The sequence below is a fragment of the Cysteiniphilum sp. GTC20157 genome, assembly GCF_055396795.1.
Genome location: NZ_AP044698.1, coordinates 253,615 through 270,575, shown reverse-complemented (window position 1 = coordinate 270,575; position 16,961 = coordinate 253,615). Strand labels below are relative to the sequence as shown.

Below are 16,961 nucleotides of genomic sequence, written 5' to 3'. Positions count from 1 at the left end.
ATGAACCTTATTAGAATCATCCACCTCAAATTCAAACAGATAATTAAATGAACATTAAAAGAATATTTTCAATCCTAGTTGTTTTAGTAACGATCACACTCTTTAGTGGCTGCGCTGCCATTGGTACCGCCGTTAGTCATCGCAACTTAGAAACCCAAACGCTTATGAGCAATAGTATCTTTTTATCACCTGAATCTGTTGATTTAAAGCCCACGATATTTGTCATGCTAACCAATACCACAGATCATCCTGATTTCTCTATCAAAAGTGCTTTATTAAAGCGTCTTGAATCAAAGGGTTACACTATCGTTAATCACCCACAGCAAGCTTCCTTTATTTTGCAAATCAACATTCTACAAGTTGGTCAAAAAAGCAAAACCGCAGCACAAGAGATGATGTCTGAAGGCTATGGTGGCGCACTAGAGGGCGTTGTATCCGGTGTTGCTATTGCAGCCACAGGTGGTGCAAATATCGTTGTTGGCGGTGTTGCAGGTGGTGTCGCCACATCGGTGACAGATAATTTTGTCAAAGATGTCACCTATACTGTAATCAGTGACATTAAGCTCAGTCAAAAATTCAAAGACAACACAATCACAGATAAAACAAGAATTCTTAGCATGGCAAATCGTGTGAACCTAGCATTTGATAGCGCCAAACCATTACTTGTAACCGGCCTATCTGACGCTATTTCCGGATTATTTATCCAACAGACTGCTGCTTAGGAAGCCTCATGCGATATTTCCTCACAATAATAAGTCTTTTTATATCTTTGCTTCTGCTAACAGGTTGCGCTCATCAACCGATTGGCAGCGGCCCCGTTCTCAATAGCATGAAAGTCGAGAAAAAAGACGTCTTGCATGCGGTTGGACATGACTCCACGGTCGTTGGCACAATTGGTGCGGGGGCTGGTGCGGTTACCGGAGCTGTTATCGGCATTGGTTTAACGATTGTAACATTTGGTTTAGCGGCACCATTAATTCCTGTAACAACTTTAGCAGGAGGTGCCGGAGGTGCTGCCATTGGTGCTGGCAGTGGCGCTATTTACGGCTATGCCAAAAACCATGACCAATACTTGTATAGCTATCTTGTAGAAAATAAAAATGATGGCAAAAAATACCTTATTCACCAGTATGACAAAAACCAAATTGCGCAAGGTCAATTAGTTAATATTTATCATGATAAGGGTGATATATTTTATATTCGAGAAATCAAAAAAGCGTAAGGAAATACGACAATAACTAAGAACTAAACCACTTCTTTCGCTTGTAACACTTGATTGTAAAGCATATCTTTGACACGGCGGCGCTGCTTTTTAAGGTTTGTTAACTCATTATCTGTTACTGCTTCTTGATTGGCTTCAATCCTAAATATTTCCTTATCAAGCGCCTCATATTCATCGAATAACTTATTAAAATGATTATCCGTTTCTTTTAAATTATGGATTATTTCCGCATGCTCAGGAAACTCTTTAACTAGTGGGTGATGCTCTAACATTATTGACTCCTACATTTACGATTAATATTACAAATTCCCATCTGAGTCTAACAATCATAAAACCAGGCGTCATGCGCGTTTACAGCAAAAAACTTCGATAGATACTAAAAAAATGATCTATGTCATCTTTTATATATTTTTTAGGGGCAAAAATAGGCGGTGCTCCTCCAAGTGAAAGGCTCTGAAACCAAACTGCTGATAGAAAGATACTGCTTTTTTATCAATTGCATCAACAATCATGGCATAGACAGCGATTTGCTCACTCACGCCAAGTGTGCGCTTAATCGCATCGACTAAGAGCATTTTACCAACACCTAAGCCTTGTGCATCTTCACTGACCGCCAAACGCCCAATTAAAGCGCAAGGGATTGGGTGACGTGGCAATTTACACGCCACTTCCTCAGGTAAAGCACTTACATCTACTGACAATGTGGAAAGTGTATAATAGCCAACAATAGTCGCTATATCTTCTTTAGATGTTGCAACAAACGTACGCGCAATATTGCGCCGATCATCTTGAGTTGCTTGCTTTTGAATATAATGGTCCAATACCTCAACTCCACAGCAAAAATGGGATCGATTGTGAATGCTACCATCCAGGGTTGAAATAACTATATTTGAATAGCTTATCATTTACTATCAACACGCACATTATGCTCATCAAATGCTTGAAGCAACTTATCATTAAACTGTACTGGCTGCGATAACGCTGTTAGAAAAGCCATTGCATCACCCTGATCTAATTGCATCACTTCATGCGCATGAATCGTTTTTTCAGCCTGTCTTAATGCGCAATGCAAGATAAAGCTGCTTACACTTTTTCCCTCAAAACTTGCGGCGCGTTCGAGAACTGTTTTTGCCATATTATTCAATCTCAAATTAATACGTTCTTGTTTAAGATTCATTGTCTCGCTTCGCATTTTGAACTCCACATACTTTCAACACAACCTAAGTGTACGTCAAAAAGGCACCAAAATCAAAACAAGGTTATCATATATACCGCCCATAGCGTAAATCACAAAAAAAATGCAAATCACAATTGACAGCCTTTAAAAACTTCTGGTAGTTTAAGTTCAAGTTACTAATTTTTTCGTGAAGTCATTATGCTTAAATACGCTTGTTACAAACGAATGATGATGCCCAACCTAGGCACTGTTGTCGAGGTTGGGTTTAAGTCGTTTGCTTAAGCGCGAACAAGCGATTTAAATGCCAATTCCAGTGCCTAGGATCCCAAGGCACTGGCTCTTTGCCAGCGACCCCAAGCGCAAAAATAGCTTAAAGAGGTTCAAAATGGCAAATCAATTTACAAATGAGCAGCACTTCAACACGCAATGCATTCATTCAGGCATCCAAGCAGATCCAAATAATGGCGCGTTATTAACACCTATTTTCCAAACAACAACCTACTTACAAGAAAGTGTAGGCAATCACAAAGGTCACACTTACAGCCGTTCATCTAATCCTACAGTTAGCGTATTAGAAGATAAACTTGCCAAGCTTGAAAAAGCACCTAGTAGCGCATGCTTTGCTACAGGCATGGCTGCCATTAGCGCGCTTGCCTGCACTTTACTCAAAGCAGGTGATCATGTGATCTGCTCAGATGTTGTCTATGGTGGCACCGTGCGTTTATTTAATGAAGTGCTTAAAAAGTTTGGTGTTGATGTGAGCTATGTTGACAGCAGTAACCCACAAAATGTCAAACATGCAGTCACTAACAACACGCAATTAATCTTGATTGAAACGCCAGCCAATCCAACGCTTAAATTAACTGACATCAAAGCAATCGCTGATATTGCTAAGGCACGTAATATTCTGCTTGCAGTAGATAATACTTTCTTGACAGCAGCACTGCAAAAGCCACTTGATCTGGATGCGGATATTAGTATCTACTCGACCACAAAATACATTGACGGACACAACGCGACTGTTGGCGGTGCGTTAATTGCAAAAGATGAAGCAATTAATGAGCGCTTTCGCTATACCCGTAACTGCTTAGGCTCAATTCAAAAGCCGTTTGAGGCATGGCTTATTTTACAAGGCATCAAGACATTGCCGCTTCGTTTGAAACAACATTCTGACAATGCCTTAGCAGTGGCGCGTTTTCTAGCAACACACGAGGCAGTCAAAAGTGTTTACTACCCTGGCTTAAATAGCTTTCCACAGCACGCACTGGCTGAAAAGCAACACCTAGGCGCACACGGTGGAATGCTTGCCTTTGAGCTTAAAGGTGATATTCAAAATGGGATAAACTTTATTAATTCTGTTAAACTTTGTGCATTAGCTGAGAACCTTGGTGCGATTGAAACATTAATCACCCATCCAGCGACGATGACACATGGTCCAATTGCTGCAGATGAACGTAAACGCCTAGGCATTCATGATGGTTTAATTCGATTATCTGTTGGCTTAGAAGATCCATTTGATATCATTCAAGATCTAGATCAAGCATTAACCGCTGCCACTGAACAACAAAATAAACAAAAGGTATCTTAATCATGACGCAATATCGCTGTAGTAGTTTTCAAGCCGAAGTGATTGTGCTTAAGTTTGGCAGCTCAATCCTTGAGTCTTTTGATCACTTCAAAGATGCTGCTGTTGAAGTAAAGCGCTTTGTTGATAAAGGATATAAAGTCATTGCCGTTGTCTCTGCTATTGGTAATACCACTGATACTTTAGAAAATCAAAGCACATTGGATTTAAGTAACAATCAAACAATCGCTAAAGCCCGTGCTTTATTACTTTCCACTGGTGAGCTACAATCCGTCGCCTATCTCACACAAACACTACTACAGCACGGTATCCAAAGTAATTTCATCACCCGTCCAATTGTTGCTGAAGGCGATTATGCTAATGCCACACCACTTTGCATCAATCAATCATTATTTCATGAGCTATTGAATACACAACAAGCCATCGTTGTACCTGGCTTCATTGCCGAGAATAAAGACAATGAACCTTGCCTTTTAGGGCGCGGCGGTTCAGATCTAAGCGCGCTTTTTATTGCGCATCAATTAAAGGCCAAGCGCTGTATTTTGCTTAAAGATGTCGATGGTGTTTATCATTTGGATCCCAATAAATTTAAAGAAGCTATTCGCTACGAGACACTTACGTATGACTGCGCGAAAGAAAAAGCAACGCAAGTCATTCAGCCGCAAGCGATCACTTGGGCTAAAGCGCATTGTCTGACATTTCAAATTGGTAAACTCAATGGCAATAATTACACAACCGTTGGCACCTTAGAAACAAAGCAGGTAGCTCAAACGCTGAGTCAAGCTAAAATTTACGAGGTTGCATAATATGGATCAGTGGACTCGCCTTATTCATCCAAATATTAACAATAACGACCCTCATCACGCCAATAGTTTACCTATCTATCAAACGGCTACGTTCGCCCAAGATGACGCTGAGCATCCTGATAACACCTATGATTATTCAAGAAGTGGTAATCCGACACGAACGTACGTTGAAGCTTACATTGCCAAGCTTGAAAATGCGCAATATGGTCTGGCATTTAGTAGTGGTATGGCAGCCATTAGTTGTGTGCTGCAACTATTAAACGCAGGCGATCATATCATTATTGGTACGGATATTTATGGTGGTACACACCGCATTATTCACAAAGTATTAACGCGTTTTAATATTCAATGTACACAGGTTGACTTCAATGATGAGCAAGCACTAAAACAAGCATTAACGGCGAATACTAAGTTGCTATTGTTAGAAACACCAACTAACCCACTACAACAAATCACTGATATCAACGCCTTAAGATTAAAGCTACCACAAGAGATTATTCTTGCCGTCGACAATACTTTGTTATCACCGTGGCTACAAAAACCACTGGATCTTGGTGCTGATATTGTGATTCATTCAGCGACTAAGCATTTAGCAGGACACAGCGATGTTTCCGCGGGTATTGTTGTCACTAATCATGAACATTTAGCACAAGCGCTTAAATTCTTACAAAATGCTAATGGTAACGCACTTGACCCTATGCAAGCATGGCTTTTATTAAGAGGAGTCAAAACACTTGGTTTACGCATCGAACGGCAGCAACAAAGCGCGCTTAAAATTGCACAATTTCTTGAGGGTCACCCCAAGGTGACTGAAGTCTACTATGCAGGACTGCCAACACACCCGAATTATAATATTATGCAGGCTCAAGCCTCAGGCGCTGGTTCGGTATTGAGCTTTACCACTGAATCATTTGAACTATCTAAACACATTGTTAATCAGACACAACTTTTTACTATCTCAGTAAGCTTCGGCAGTTTAATGAGTCTTATTAGCTTACCTTGTCAGATGTCACATGCCGCAATTGATAGTAGCAATCACAATATTCCAGAAAGTCTTATTCGACTATCCATTGGCATCGAAGACCCTGATGATTTGATTGCCGATCTTGAGAAAGCCTTAAACCATGAAATAACAACGTCTTTTACGAGTGAACACCATGCCTAATTCCAGTCACATCAGTTTTGAACTATTCCCATCCAAAGCTCATCTTGACAATGGCAAGCTTTACCAAGCCATTGATGAGATAAAGCCTCATGCACCTAAATACGTATCCGTCACCTTTGGCGCTGGCGGCTCCGAATCTTACGCTAATTCGTTAACACTTATTCGCTATTTACGTCAACAACATATTGACGTTGTGCCACACATCACCTGCTTTCATCTTGATAAGCAAGCGATTTGTAATCTTTTGCAAGAGTATATTAAGCTTGGCATTAATCGCCTTGTTGTTGTTCGTGGGGATCTACCACAAAATATCCAAAAACAAACGAATGTAAGCTTTAATTATGCTTACCAATTGATTGATTATATTCGTCAAATCAGTGGTGAGCAGTTTGATATTACGATTGCAGCATATCCTGAGTTCTACCCCAGCTCCAAGACCTTACAAGAAGATATCGATAATCTAAAGCAAAAGATTAGTGCAGGGGCCAATCATGCCATTACGCAATATTTTTATAGTATTGATGCTTTTTATCATTTCTTACAAATGTGTCATGATCACCAAATCAATATTCCAATTACAGCAGGGATTATGCCTATTGCCAATTATCAAGGGCTAAAACGCTTCTCACAAATTTGTCATGCTGATATTCCACAGTGGCTTGATAAGCGTCTTGCTGCCTACGCACATGACTCTGTTGCATTGCAAGACTTTGCCAGTGACGTTGTCGCTAAACTGTGTGATGACTTAATTAATCTTGGTGTACATGGGCTTCATTTCTATACACTAAATCAAATGTCCGCAACCAATGCCGTGATTGCTAAAAGTTCTAAAATACAAAGCATCTTGGAGCAACAAAAAAACCAAAGGAATCAACAATCTCTAGCATTTACAGCAGTTTCTCATTCGACATCTCATTAATCACTCAGCTTTACAGCCACAGGAGTTCGACGTACCATAAGCACAAATCAATGAGAGTCATAACTTCTTATGCAATTGCCGCCATTAAAATCTTTGCCCTATTTTATTGCTGTTGCCAAGCACAAGCACTTTGCTCAGGCTGCTGCCGAGCTTAATCTTACTGCTGGCGCAATCAGCCAGCAGATCAAGCAACTAGAGCAGTATCTTGGCACAACATTATTCAAACGTGATACCAAACACGTTGAATTAACACATGACGGCATGCGTTATTACAAAGAAATTGAAGCTGCACTAAACCATATTGAACAAGCAACAAGTCAGATTAAACCAATTAGTCAAGACACTGTACAACTACGTATTTTTTCAACACTTGCCGTACAATGGCTTATCCCACGATTAAGTGACCTTTATCTAAAACATCCAGATATTAATCTCAATATGATGACATCGACTGAGTTAAAAACACACGATGTTGACAATGCTGATCTGAGTATTCAACTGGGATTAGAGGACTCAACCAGCAAAGCAGTGAAGCTATGGCAGAATCAACTGGTGCTTGTCTACAACCCGCAAATTATTAAAGCCCATGAGATAAGAAAGAGTCCTGCGATTATCGTAAATCACCCCTTGCGCGAACAAGACTGGCAGATTTTTTGTCAGTCTACTCATTTAACAATCCCTAGCAAAAAAATATCTGTTGCCACGACCATTCATGCGCTTCAAGCCGTTGAAAATGGGCTTGGCAGTTTTGTTACGCATTTGCCCCTTGTTTATACATTAATCCAAAGCAAGCGGCTTAGCATATGGCAAGATCCTTTGCCACTACAACAATATTATTACCTAATAGACAACCAACCGCATCGACATACTGCCAATAAAAAAATTGTACATGATTGGCTAGTGGCACAAGCACAAACCTATCTAAAATACTAACAAGGAAATTTGATGAAACTTTATATTTATGAACACTGCCCTTTTTGTATCCGTCCACGCATCATTTCAGGACTAAAACAGATCCCACTTGAACTGATTTACCTTGCCAATGATGATGAAAAATCTCATCTTGATCTTATTGGCAAAAAACAAGTGCCTTTTTTGCAAAAAGATGATGGTAGCTTTTTAGTTGAAAGCTTGGATATCTGCCAATATCTCAATACTTTTGACAACAAACCAATATTAAGCGATGAAATCACGACAAGCACCAGCCTCATTGAACTCACGACACTGCTGAGTAATGCCAGCAAATCACTGGTCTACCCAAGTTTTCTGAATCACCCGCTTAACCAACAAGATTTCCCAACCCAAAGCGCCAAAGACTATTTTGAGCATAAAAAAGAAAAATACATTGGTTGCTTTAAGGCAAATCTACGCTTCCCAGATGCTGCCATTGAAAGCACGCAAGCGATTTTAAATGAGATTGATCCGCTTATGACATTTACATATGCTAGCAGTAACCAGTTGTCTTGGGATGATATTATGGTTTTCCCGATATTGCGTAATCTAGGCATTATCAGTCATCTAGTCGATATACCAGAAAACATTAAACGCTATATCAAACACTTAGCGCATGAAACAAATATTGGGCTTTACAACACGCTTTAATCACCTTCTTTACTATCACGAAGAATTGCGTCTACCAATGCTTTTGATGAGTCAACTATCCTCATAGGTAACTTCTGATCATCTCTGACACGTAAGATAATCTCACTTAACTCAGTACAACCAATGATTAACGTATCTACTTTTAATTTGGTTAGTGTCAACAATAACGCATAGGCTTCCTCATAAACACTATCTGCACTTGTTTTAACTGCCCAAATTAAAGCATTAATTTTTTGTTGCCAATGAGGCTCAAAAATAAATTCTTTTGCTACTTTTTCAATGGCAAGTTGATATAAATTACTATCGAATGTTGATTGTGTTGAAAGCAAACTTACTCTGTTCGCATTTTTTGGAACCTGTTCAACTGTCTCATGAATGATATTTAATAACTTTACTTCCAAACGCTGCTGTAATTGCTCAAAATATAAATGTGCTGTATTACACGGCATCGCAATCAACTTAACACCCCAGTCTTGCAACTTTAATAAACCTTCGGTAATAACACGCTCCATTTCAACATGATCAAGCGTTTTATCAATGTAAAACGGCGTTGGCAATGAATAAATCGCAACATGTGGAAACTCAATATCATTAATCGCACCAAATCTTTTCTGCCAGCTTTTCATTAACAGGTCAATAAATGGTGCTGTTGACATGGGTCCCATACCCGCCAAAACACCTATCATTACAATTTCTCGGTAATGTAGTACTTAGAAAAGTGAAATTCCATCGATAGCCACGTGCCTGTGGGAGTTCGCGGTCTTATAACACCATCAATAATTTTAAGCATGATTTCAATATAATGCTGATCACGATTAGGTTTTTCCAAAAAATGTGCATCAACCTTAATATGTGAATGTCTATACTCTTCTGTACGGTAAAGTCGTGACTTGCAATCACCGCAACTCAGATCAAACTGATTGATCTGGGTTTCAATATCTTTAAATATTGCATCACAATCTATTTCAATGTCACTTGAGCATTTTATTTCAATATGAGGCATTTATTCTTTCTTCCGAAGTTAATTTAATTGGCGAGATTATAACATGCCGCATTCATTATAAAAGAACATGACACCTTAAAACTTTGCCGATAACATATTGCATACAGATAAGAGGATTACTCTCGTCTACGAAACAATAAGATTAAGGATAGTAATTGATGAAAATCACCCACATTGAAATTTTTGATATTCACTGCCCCAAGCGTCCAGCATGGTCACCCGTATTTGTGCGCATTCATGCTGATGAGGGGTTAACTGGCGTCGGTGAAGCGGGTCTTGCCTATGATTTAGGACATTCCGCTGCGGCACATATGATCAAAGAATTTAGTGAGGAAATGCTGATTGGCATTGACCCATTTGATACTGAAAATCTATGGAATCGCATGCTCAGAGAAAGCTTCTGGGGTTTAGGAGGAGGACCTGTCGTTTACGCTGCGATGAGCGCGATTGACACCGCGCTTTGGGATGTCAAGGGCAAAGCACTTGGCGTTCCCGTCTATCAACTATTAGGTGGCAAAACCAATAAAAAACTGCGCACCTACGCCAGCCAATTACAATTTGATTGGGATTGTTATGAACGTAAGACTTTATTTAAACCCGAAGACTACGCCAAAGCAACTGAAAGGGTAGTTGCGGAAGGTTATGATGCAGTTAAAGTTGATCCTATGATGTTTGATCACAAAGGTGACACAATCTACGATTGTACATTACCATTTCGTCGTGATCATTTGAACCTTATTCGTGCACGCATGCAAGCAATTCGCGATGTATTGGGTGATAACGGTGATATTATTTTTGAATGTCATAGTTTGCCAGGACTCACCTCCGCGTTGCAACTTGGTGAAATCGCAGAAGAGTTTAACTGCTTATATTTTGAAGAACCCGTTAATTATTTAAATAGCAAATTACACGAACCACTTAAGCAAAAATTAAACGTGCCTATTGCTGCCGGTGAGCGTTTGTATCTACGCCATGGCGTACGTGAATATCTTGAGAAACAAACCGTTGATGTCTTACAACCTGATATTGGGCTTTGCGGTGGTTTAACTGAAGCAAAGAAAATTTGTGATTATGCCGATATGTATGATGTCAAAATCCAAGCCCACGTCTGCGGTGGTCCCGTAGCAACCGCTGCTAGTTTGCACTTGGAAACCGCAATCCCCAACTTCATTATCCATGAACATCACACCTACGCCTTAAAAGACTGTAATCGCGAGCTTTGTATACAAGACCCACAACCTGTTAATGGTTTCTTTGAAGCTCCAGAAACGCCAGGACTTGGGATTGAGTTAAACGATGAAGTAGTAATGAAATCCCCTAGGATGATTATTAAATAAAACCCACTTTTTACTGCATAATTTCATAACTCATTTTGATTTTTTCTGATTACATACCCACCGCAAAATCATTTACGATGGGCATAATTCCAGTTTATTTTGCTGTTTTTTAATCTGATTTAATTCGATTTCAAAATATCGGCATTAACCACTTGACATAGAAAGGTCAAGTCGATAAATTGTCGCAGTACCGCGGAGAGATGGCCGAGAGGCTGAAGGCGCTCCCCTGCTAAGGGAGTATGGGGCTAATAACTCCATCGGGGGTTCGAATCCCCCTCTCTCCGCCACACTCAAACAATTCAACTTTTTCCGTATCCAAAATATTCAAAACACTTAATTGCTAAGGAAGAAATTCTGCAAAATGCTTTGCCGTAAGCATATATACTGTTTTACCATGACCTTATAATCTGTTGTGAGCGTTGAAAATAATGGTACTTTGTTACCCATTTGCATTCATGAAACAAAAGAGCATTCACACAGCTAACCATACCTAAGAGAACATTTAAGTTATGTCATTTAAACCCTACATCAACACCGAGCCATCCATTTTTGGTAAAATGTCGGTAATGGCAAAAGCCCATAATGCCATTAACCTCACGCAAGGTGCGCCTGATTTTAAAACGCCTGATTGGTTAGTCGATCGTTTGAATTATTATGTGCAAAATGGCTTTAATCAATATGCACCGATTCCTGGGGCGCCTAGCTTAAAACAAGCGATCGCACATAAAGTAAAGATGAGTTACGACGTAGATATTAATCCCGAGGATAGTGTATCTATTAGCTCAGGTGCCGTTGAGGCAATTTTTGCGCTAATTAGCGCGTGCATTAGTAAGGGTGATGAAGTGATCTACTTTGATCCTGCTTTTGATGCCTACCCTTCGATTGTTAACTTCAATCAAGGCATTAGTCGACGTATTCCCTTATTGCCAAACGGAGATATCAACCTTGAGCGACTAGCACAAACGGTTAATGCTAGAACCAAGCTCATCATTCTTAATTCGCCTCACAACCCTATGGGTAGTGTGATCACAAAAGCGCAATATCAAGAAATCGCAAAACTGATCAAAGGTCGGGATATTCTATTGCTTAGTGACGAGGTATATGAGCATATTTACGCAGGAGATTCTTATACCAGCGCCTTACAAATTCCTGAGCTAAAAGATCAACTTATCGTTGTTCAATCTCTTGGCAAAACTTATAACCTTACCGGTTGGCGCCTAGGTGTTTGTATTGCGCCACCAGCAATTATCCAAATGATAAATGCTATGAAACAATTCACAAGCTTCAGCGCACCACATCCGATGCAATTAGCACTAGCTGATGGCATTAATGCACATCCTGAGTATTGGCAGGACTTACCCAAACTTTATCAAACCCAGCACGAAAAGCTAATCAACGGTCTTACCAGCAGCCGCTTTAAGATACTGCCATGGTCAGGTTCACCTTTTCAGATACTTGACTATACCGCGATTTCTGATGAGGATGACTTTAGTTTTTGCCAACGTTTGATTCATGAGCACGGTGTTGGACTGGTGCCGATTTCATCATTATATGAAACACCTAAGCAGGGATTGGTGCGTTTGTGCTTTGCCAAATATGATGATGTCTTATTACAAGGAGTCAAACGACTATGTCAAGTTTAAAGGTCGCCGTCATTCAGTCTGATATCGTTTGGGAAGATAAGCATCAAAACTATACTCACTTTGAAAAAATTATTGCCGATCTTGAGCCTTGCGACCTGATCGTGCTACCAGAGATGTTTAACGTGGGCTTCACACCGAACATGGATAAAGCTGTTACTCCAAAGGATGAAATCATTAACTGGCTAAAGCGCCAAGCACAGTACAAAAACGCAGCGATTATCGGTAGCGTTGTTGTATTGAATGATATGCAAAAACCAGTGAATCGTTTGTTTTTTGTCACGCCCGAAGGTTTAGTTTCTCATTATGATAAATGCCATCTGTTTGTACTATCTGATGAGTATAAACTACTTACTGAAGGCAAAACGCGTAAGATTTTGCACTACAAAGGTTTTAACATTCTCTTAAGCATTTGTTTTGATCTAAGATTCCCTGTTTTTAACTGCAATAACAATGACTATGACCTGTTGATCAATATCGCGAGCTGGCCTGCTAAGCGTCGCGCACATTGGCGCACATTATTGCAAGCTCGCGCAATTGAAAATCAAGCTTATGTTATCGGCTGCAATCGCATTGGTCATGACGGGCTAGGATTCGATTACAGTGGCGATAGTCTGTGTATTCACTTTGATGGCGAAATTAAACAAGATATTGCAGCGTACACATCAGGCATTTTATATCATACATTTGACAAAGGTACTTTAGGCAACTATCGAAACAACTTCAAAGTTCTGGCATCACAAGATAAATTTAATTTAAATTTGACCACAAATTAAAATATCCACCACTTGGCAATTGTAAGGCGCTAATGACAATGATAGAATGCGCAGCGAATTGTCATGATCTGGCAGCTTATTAAAAGTATGTTATAAATTCTGATTGCCTTTGCGTCATTTTTTTGCTATAAAGTTGCCCCTTGAGAATTTAATAATTATAACTATTTAATTTACAGCAATTGACTGGAGGATAACATGTCTAGAGTTTGTATGGTTACAGGCAAGCGCCCGATGACTGGCAACAACGTATCGCACGCACAAAACAAAACTAAGCGTCGTTTTTTACCTAACTTGCACTCACACCGTTTTTGGGTTGAGAGCGAAAATCGTTATGTTCGTCTACGCGTCAGCTCAAAAGGTATGCGCATTATCGATAAAAAAGGCATCGATTCTGTGTTGGCTGATTTACGTGCACGTAACGTAAAATTCTAATTCACTAGATACTTCAGGAGTAATTTAATATGCGTGATAAAATCAAATTAGTTTCAAGCGCTGGCACGGGTCATTATTATACAACAACTAAAAACAAGCGCACTATGCCAAACAAGATGGAAATCAAAAAATTTGATCCAGTTGTTCGTCAACACGTTCTTTATAAAGAAGCTAAAATCAAATAAGCTTATACTCTAAAACTCTTTTCGCCCTTAGCAGCTTAAACGAAACACAAACATCTAAAGCTGAGGTATTTTGAATCAAACATGAAGAATAGCATTCCTCAATCATCCGCTTGGATTTATATTTCAGCAATCCTCTTACCATTCAATGGTGGCTTTATTAACGCTGCAACGCTCATTAGCTTCTTACACAACCCCGTTGGCTATGTAACAGGAAATTTAACCTTTGCAGGCACTCATTTTGCTGAGGGTGACTATACCGCATTTTTACGCATGATCGCATTAGTGCTTGCTTTCTTAACGGGTGCAATCATCAGTGGGTTGTTAATCAAAAATGAGCATTACCATAAAGATCAACGCTATCGTGTCATTCTAATATTACAACTAGCACTCATCTTAACTTCCATAGGACTCATGCATCTTGATATTCTCTACTGTGAATACTTATTGGCTGCAACCATGGGATTACAAAACGCAATGACCACACATTATGGCTCAGCGCTTATTCGCACCACACACATGACTGGAACCACAACCGACCTTGGTGTTTTGCTTGCGCATTGGATAAAAAGGAAAAACATTGCTATCTGGAAGTTAAAATTATACTCGATCTTGATTCTATCTTTTTTGGGAGGATCAATCATTGGCGCAATTGCTTTTACGCATCTTCATGAAACAGCGTTATTTGCTTCGATAGCGATTTATTTGGTAATGATATTTGTAAGCAAAAAATAAGTGGCGGAGAGAGAGGGATTCGAACCCCCGGACCTGTTACAGTCAACGGTTTTCAAGACCGCCGCTTTCGACCGCTCAGCCATCTCTCCGAACGAGGGCTAATTATAACGGTATTTTTGCAAATAGAAAGAGCTGTTTTTGTTTTTTTAGAAAAAAATTAATCAAAAATATTTGAGCGTATATTTTTCACTCAGCCAGTCGCCAAAACATGCAAAACATAAACTTAGTACTTCTTTTTAATCAGTCACTATGATAGAATCGCCACGCTTAAATTTTTATGGATTGGGAACAACCCACACAGAAATTAGCAAAACTGAGTAGTTAATAATAAATATTAAGGTAACAAAGATGAAAACGTTTAGCGCTAAGAGTGATGAAGTCAAAAGAGAATGGCTTTTGATCGATGCAAATGGTAAAACTTTAGGTCGCCTTGCAACCGAAATTGCAAGACGTCTTCGTGGTAAGCATAAAGCTGAATATACACCTCACGTTGACACAGGCGATTACATTGTTGTGATCAACGCTGAGAAAGTTGCTGTAACTGGCAACAAACAAAAAGATAAAATTTACTATCACCACACAGGCTATATTGGTGGTCTTAAGTCTGTTTCTTTTGAGAAATTAATCGCGCAACACCCAGAGCGTGCGATCGAATCTGCTGTTAAAGGCATGCTTCCTAAAAATCCTTTAGGTCGTGCGATGTACAAAAAGTTAAAAGTTTATGCAGGTGAATCTCATCCGCATACAGCGCAACAACCACTTGTTTTAGAAATATAAGAATAGGATAGGAAAATGACTCAAGCATACAATTACGGTACTGGTCGTCGCAAGAGCTCAGTTGCTCGTGTATTTATGAAAAAAGGCACTGGCAGCATTATTGTTAATGGTTTGCCACTAGATGATTATTTTGGTCGCAAGACTGCAAGCATGGTTGTACGTCAGCCACTTGATTTAACGAACAACCTAGAAAGCTTTGATTTCAAAATCAACGTTCATGGCGGTGGTGAAACTGGTCAATCTGGCGCAATCCGTTTAGGTATCGCTCGCGCTTTAGTTGACTTTGATGAGAACTTAAAACCTGAGTTACGTCATGCTGGCTTTATCACGCGTGATCCACGTAAAGTTGAGCGTAAGAAAGTTGGCTTTAGAAAAGCACGTAGAAAACGTCAATTCTCTAAGCGTTAATCAATACGCTTACTTTCTACTTTTTATACATTTTATTTTATTAAAAGCCCAACTGAAGTTTCAGCGGGGCTTTTTTGTTATTACTACGACTTCTGTGATGCAAAATGGCTGATCAGTAGTATATAATGTTGAAGCTAATATTGAATAAGGAAAATTGGGATAAATGTCTGCTCAAAACAAACGATCATCAATGACTTTATACACCAACGGTAATGACCCTTTTTGTCATCGCATTAAAATGATTCTTGCGGAAAAAGACATTAGTGCAGATATTATTGATGTTGTTGCTGAAGATAAATTAGAAGAGCTTTATGAGCTTAACCCTTATGGCGGCGTGCCAACATTAATGACAAAAGATCTAATTGTATATGAGCCAAATATCATATTTGAATATCTTGAAGAGCGCTTCCCCTATCCTCCTTTGTTGTCTGTTTTTCCACTTGAGCGTGCTCAAGCGCGTATGTTATGCAAGAAAATTGACAACGAATGGATGCCTTATCTCATCAATGCGTTAAACGCTGATAATGAAGACATTCGACAAGCCAACAAGATTGCGCTACTTAAGGCACTTTTTTCATTGATTCCGACCCTCAGTCGACAATCTTATTTACTTGGTGATGATTTCACCATTGCGGATTGCTCACTTGCCGTGATCCTATATAATTTACCTAAATTAGAGATCCGCCTACCTGAAAAAGCAATGCCGCTCATCAAATATGCAAAACGCTTATTTGCTCGCAATTCATTTAGAAAAAGTATTAGAACTCAATAAGGAATACCACCATGGCAATGTTACGCGCTTACTTAGTTGAAGCAACCTATGACTGGATGATCGATCATGATTTAACACCTTATTTGCTTGTTGATACCGAATATGAAGGGGTGATCTTACCCGAAAGTCATATCGATGAGGACGGTAAAATGCTACTTAATATTGCCCCTGAAGCAATTGAGCGTTTTGACTGTGATGATCAATTTATTCGCTTTGATGCTACATTTGATGGCGAGGCGATGTCATTGCAAATCCCTGTTGAAGCAGTGCTTGAACTCTACGCAGGCGAGACAGCGCAAGGTCTTTATGCTCGCGAATTTGGTTATGGCATCGATGTCAACGAAGGTGACGACAATGATGTTAACCCTTCAAAAAATAGTGCACAAAAAGGTAGCGGCGGACTACATCTGGTTTAATATATAC

At 39.6% G+C, this 16,961-nt stretch carries 23 protein-coding genes and 2 tRNA genes; 19 read left to right on the top strand and 6 right to left on the bottom strand.

Annotation, left to right across the window (positions count from 1 at the left end):
• Positions 1-47 precede the first annotated feature (47 nt).
• Both traT and ACZ5V8_RS01125 read left to right on the top strand, forming a co-directional pair.
• Positions 48-722 carry a complement resistance protein TraT gene (gene traT / locus ACZ5V8_RS01130; protein ID WP_464218023.1) on the top strand — a complete coding sequence of 225 codons (675 nt, stop codon included), beginning with the start codon at positions 48-50 and terminating at the stop codon, positions 720-722.
• A 107-nt stretch (positions 723-829) separates the two neighbouring features.
• Positions 830-1,222: a hypothetical protein gene (locus tag ACZ5V8_RS01125; protein ID WP_464218022.1), complete on the top strand. Its 393-nt coding sequence runs from the start codon at positions 830-832 to the stop codon at positions 1,220-1,222.
• Positions 1,223-1,245: 23 nt separating this feature from the next.
• Here ACZ5V8_RS01125 and ACZ5V8_RS01120 read toward each other — a convergent pair whose 3' ends face one another.
• The 3 genes from ACZ5V8_RS01120 to ACZ5V8_RS01110 form a co-directional block, all read right to left on the bottom strand.
• Positions 1,246-1,494: a YdcH family protein gene (locus ACZ5V8_RS01120; RefSeq protein WP_464218021.1), complete on the bottom strand. Its 249-nt coding sequence runs from the start codon at positions 1,492-1,494 to the stop codon at positions 1,246-1,248.
• Between the two features lie 129 nt (positions 1,495-1,623).
• Entirely contained in the window at positions 1,624-2,043 is a 420-nt protein-coding gene (locus ACZ5V8_RS01115; RefSeq protein ID WP_464218020.1) for a GNAT family N-acetyltransferase, read from the bottom strand.
• A gap of 80 nt (positions 2,044-2,123) precedes the next feature.
• A complete protein-coding gene (locus tag ACZ5V8_RS01110; RefSeq protein ID WP_440616860.1) occupies positions 2,124-2,414 on the bottom strand; it encodes a type II toxin-antitoxin system TacA family antitoxin in 291 nt (96 codons plus the stop codon).
• A gap of 370 nt (positions 2,415-2,784) precedes the next feature.
• Here ACZ5V8_RS01110 and ACZ5V8_RS01105 point away from each other — a divergent pair, with 370 nt between their 5' ends.
• From ACZ5V8_RS01105 to grxB, 6 genes are all read left to right on the top strand, one after another.
• Positions 2,785-3,987, top strand: coding sequence for a trans-sulfuration enzyme family protein (locus tag ACZ5V8_RS01105; RefSeq protein ID WP_464218019.1), 1,203 nt, complete (start codon positions 2,785-2,787; stop codon positions 3,985-3,987).
• 2 nt (positions 3,988-3,989) lie between these two features.
• Entirely contained in the window at positions 3,990-4,790 is an 801-nt protein-coding gene (locus ACZ5V8_RS01100) for an amino acid kinase family protein (RefSeq protein ID WP_464218018.1), read from the top strand.
• Between the two features lies 1 nt (position 4,791).
• Complete coding sequence (locus ACZ5V8_RS01095; RefSeq protein ID WP_464218017.1) at positions 4,792-5,955, top strand: trans-sulfuration enzyme family protein; 1,164 nt, start codon at positions 4,792-4,794, stop codon at positions 5,953-5,955.
• Positions 5,948-6,874 carry a methylenetetrahydrofolate reductase gene (locus ACZ5V8_RS01090; protein WP_464218016.1) on the top strand — a complete coding sequence of 309 codons (927 nt, stop codon included), beginning with the start codon at positions 5,948-5,950 and terminating at the stop codon, positions 6,872-6,874. The genes ACZ5V8_RS01095 and ACZ5V8_RS01090 overlap by 8 nt, the downstream gene beginning before the upstream one ends.
• Positions 6,875-6,943: 69 nt before the next feature.
• Complete coding sequence (locus ACZ5V8_RS01085; RefSeq protein ID WP_464218015.1) at positions 6,944-7,807, top strand: LysR family transcriptional regulator; 864 nt, start codon at positions 6,944-6,946, stop codon at positions 7,805-7,807.
• Between the two features lie 12 nt (positions 7,808-7,819).
• Positions 7,820-8,476: a glutaredoxin 2 gene (gene grxB, locus ACZ5V8_RS01080; RefSeq protein WP_464218014.1), complete on the top strand. Its 657-nt coding sequence runs from the start codon at positions 7,820-7,822 to the stop codon at positions 8,474-8,476.
• Here grxB and ACZ5V8_RS01075 read toward each other — a convergent pair.
• Positions 8,473-9,162, bottom strand: a complete 690-nt coding sequence (locus ACZ5V8_RS01075; protein ID WP_464218013.1) for an aspartate/glutamate racemase family protein — start codon at positions 9,160-9,162, stop codon at positions 8,473-8,475. The two genes, grxB and ACZ5V8_RS01075, sit on opposite strands and share 4 nt — an antisense overlap.
• Entirely contained in the window at positions 9,162-9,479 is a 318-nt protein-coding gene (locus ACZ5V8_RS01070; protein WP_464218012.1) for a hypothetical protein, read from the bottom strand. The genes ACZ5V8_RS01075 and ACZ5V8_RS01070 overlap by 1 nt, the downstream gene beginning before the upstream one ends.
• A 158-nt stretch (positions 9,480-9,637) precedes the next feature.
• Here ACZ5V8_RS01070 and ACZ5V8_RS01065 point away from each other — a divergent pair, with 158 nt between their 5' ends.
• The 7 genes from ACZ5V8_RS01065 (at position 9,638) to ACZ5V8_RS01035 (ending at position 14,581) form a co-directional block, all read left to right on the top strand.
• Positions 9,638-10,816, top strand: coding sequence for a mandelate racemase/muconate lactonizing enzyme family protein (locus ACZ5V8_RS01065; RefSeq protein WP_464218011.1), 1,179 nt, complete (start codon positions 9,638-9,640; stop codon positions 10,814-10,816).
• A 194-nt stretch (positions 10,817-11,010) separates the two neighbouring features.
• Positions 11,011-11,103 (top strand) — tRNA-Ser (locus tag ACZ5V8_RS01060).
• A gap of 222 nt (positions 11,104-11,325) precedes the next feature.
• A complete protein-coding gene (locus tag ACZ5V8_RS01055; RefSeq protein WP_464218010.1) occupies positions 11,326-12,459 on the top strand; it encodes an aminotransferase class I/II-fold pyridoxal phosphate-dependent enzyme in 1,134 nt (377 codons plus the stop codon).
• A complete protein-coding gene (locus ACZ5V8_RS01050; protein ID WP_464218009.1) occupies positions 12,447-13,232 on the top strand; it encodes an amidohydrolase in 786 nt (261 codons plus the stop codon). The genes ACZ5V8_RS01055 and ACZ5V8_RS01050 overlap by 13 nt, the downstream gene beginning before the upstream one ends.
• A gap of 195 nt (positions 13,233-13,427) precedes the next feature.
• Positions 13,428-13,664, top strand: coding sequence for a 50S ribosomal protein L28 (gene rpmB, locus ACZ5V8_RS01045; RefSeq protein ID WP_117001429.1), 237 nt, complete (start codon positions 13,428-13,430; stop codon positions 13,662-13,664).
• 29 nt (positions 13,665-13,693) lie between these two features.
• On the top strand, positions 13,694-13,849 hold the full coding sequence (gene rpmG / locus ACZ5V8_RS01040) for a 50S ribosomal protein L33 (protein WP_119328291.1): 156 nt from the start codon (positions 13,694-13,696) through the stop codon (positions 13,847-13,849).
• A gap of 81 nt (positions 13,850-13,930) precedes the next feature.
• Positions 13,931-14,581, top strand: a complete 651-nt coding sequence (locus ACZ5V8_RS01035; RefSeq protein ID WP_464218008.1) for a YoaK family protein — start codon at positions 13,931-13,933, stop codon at positions 14,579-14,581.
• Position 14,582: 1 nt separating this feature from the next.
• Here the strand turns inward: ACZ5V8_RS01035 and ACZ5V8_RS01030 are convergent.
• Positions 14,583-14,670 (bottom strand) — tRNA-Ser (locus ACZ5V8_RS01030).
• Between the two features lie 259 nt (positions 14,671-14,929).
• Here ACZ5V8_RS01030 and rplM point away from each other — a divergent pair.
• From rplM to ACZ5V8_RS01010, 4 genes are all read left to right on the top strand, one after another.
• Positions 14,930-15,358 carry a 50S ribosomal protein L13 gene (gene rplM, locus ACZ5V8_RS01025; RefSeq protein WP_117001431.1) on the top strand — a complete coding sequence of 143 codons (429 nt, stop codon included), beginning with the start codon at positions 14,930-14,932 and terminating at the stop codon, positions 15,356-15,358.
• Between the two features lie 15 nt (positions 15,359-15,373).
• Entirely contained in the window at positions 15,374-15,766 is a 393-nt protein-coding gene (gene rpsI, locus ACZ5V8_RS01020; protein ID WP_464218007.1) for a 30S ribosomal protein S9, read from the top strand.
• 163 nt (positions 15,767-15,929) lie between these two features.
• Positions 15,930-16,538: a glutathione S-transferase N-terminal domain-containing protein gene (locus tag ACZ5V8_RS01015; protein WP_464218006.1), complete on the top strand. Its 609-nt coding sequence runs from the start codon at positions 15,930-15,932 to the stop codon at positions 16,536-16,538.
• A gap of 11 nt (positions 16,539-16,549) precedes the next feature.
• Positions 16,550-16,954 (top strand): ClpXP protease specificity-enhancing factor SspB, encoded by a 405-nt coding sequence (locus tag ACZ5V8_RS01010; protein ID WP_440616834.1) that lies wholly within the window; start codon positions 16,550-16,552, stop codon positions 16,952-16,954.
• Positions 16,955-16,961: the final 7 nt, after the last annotated feature.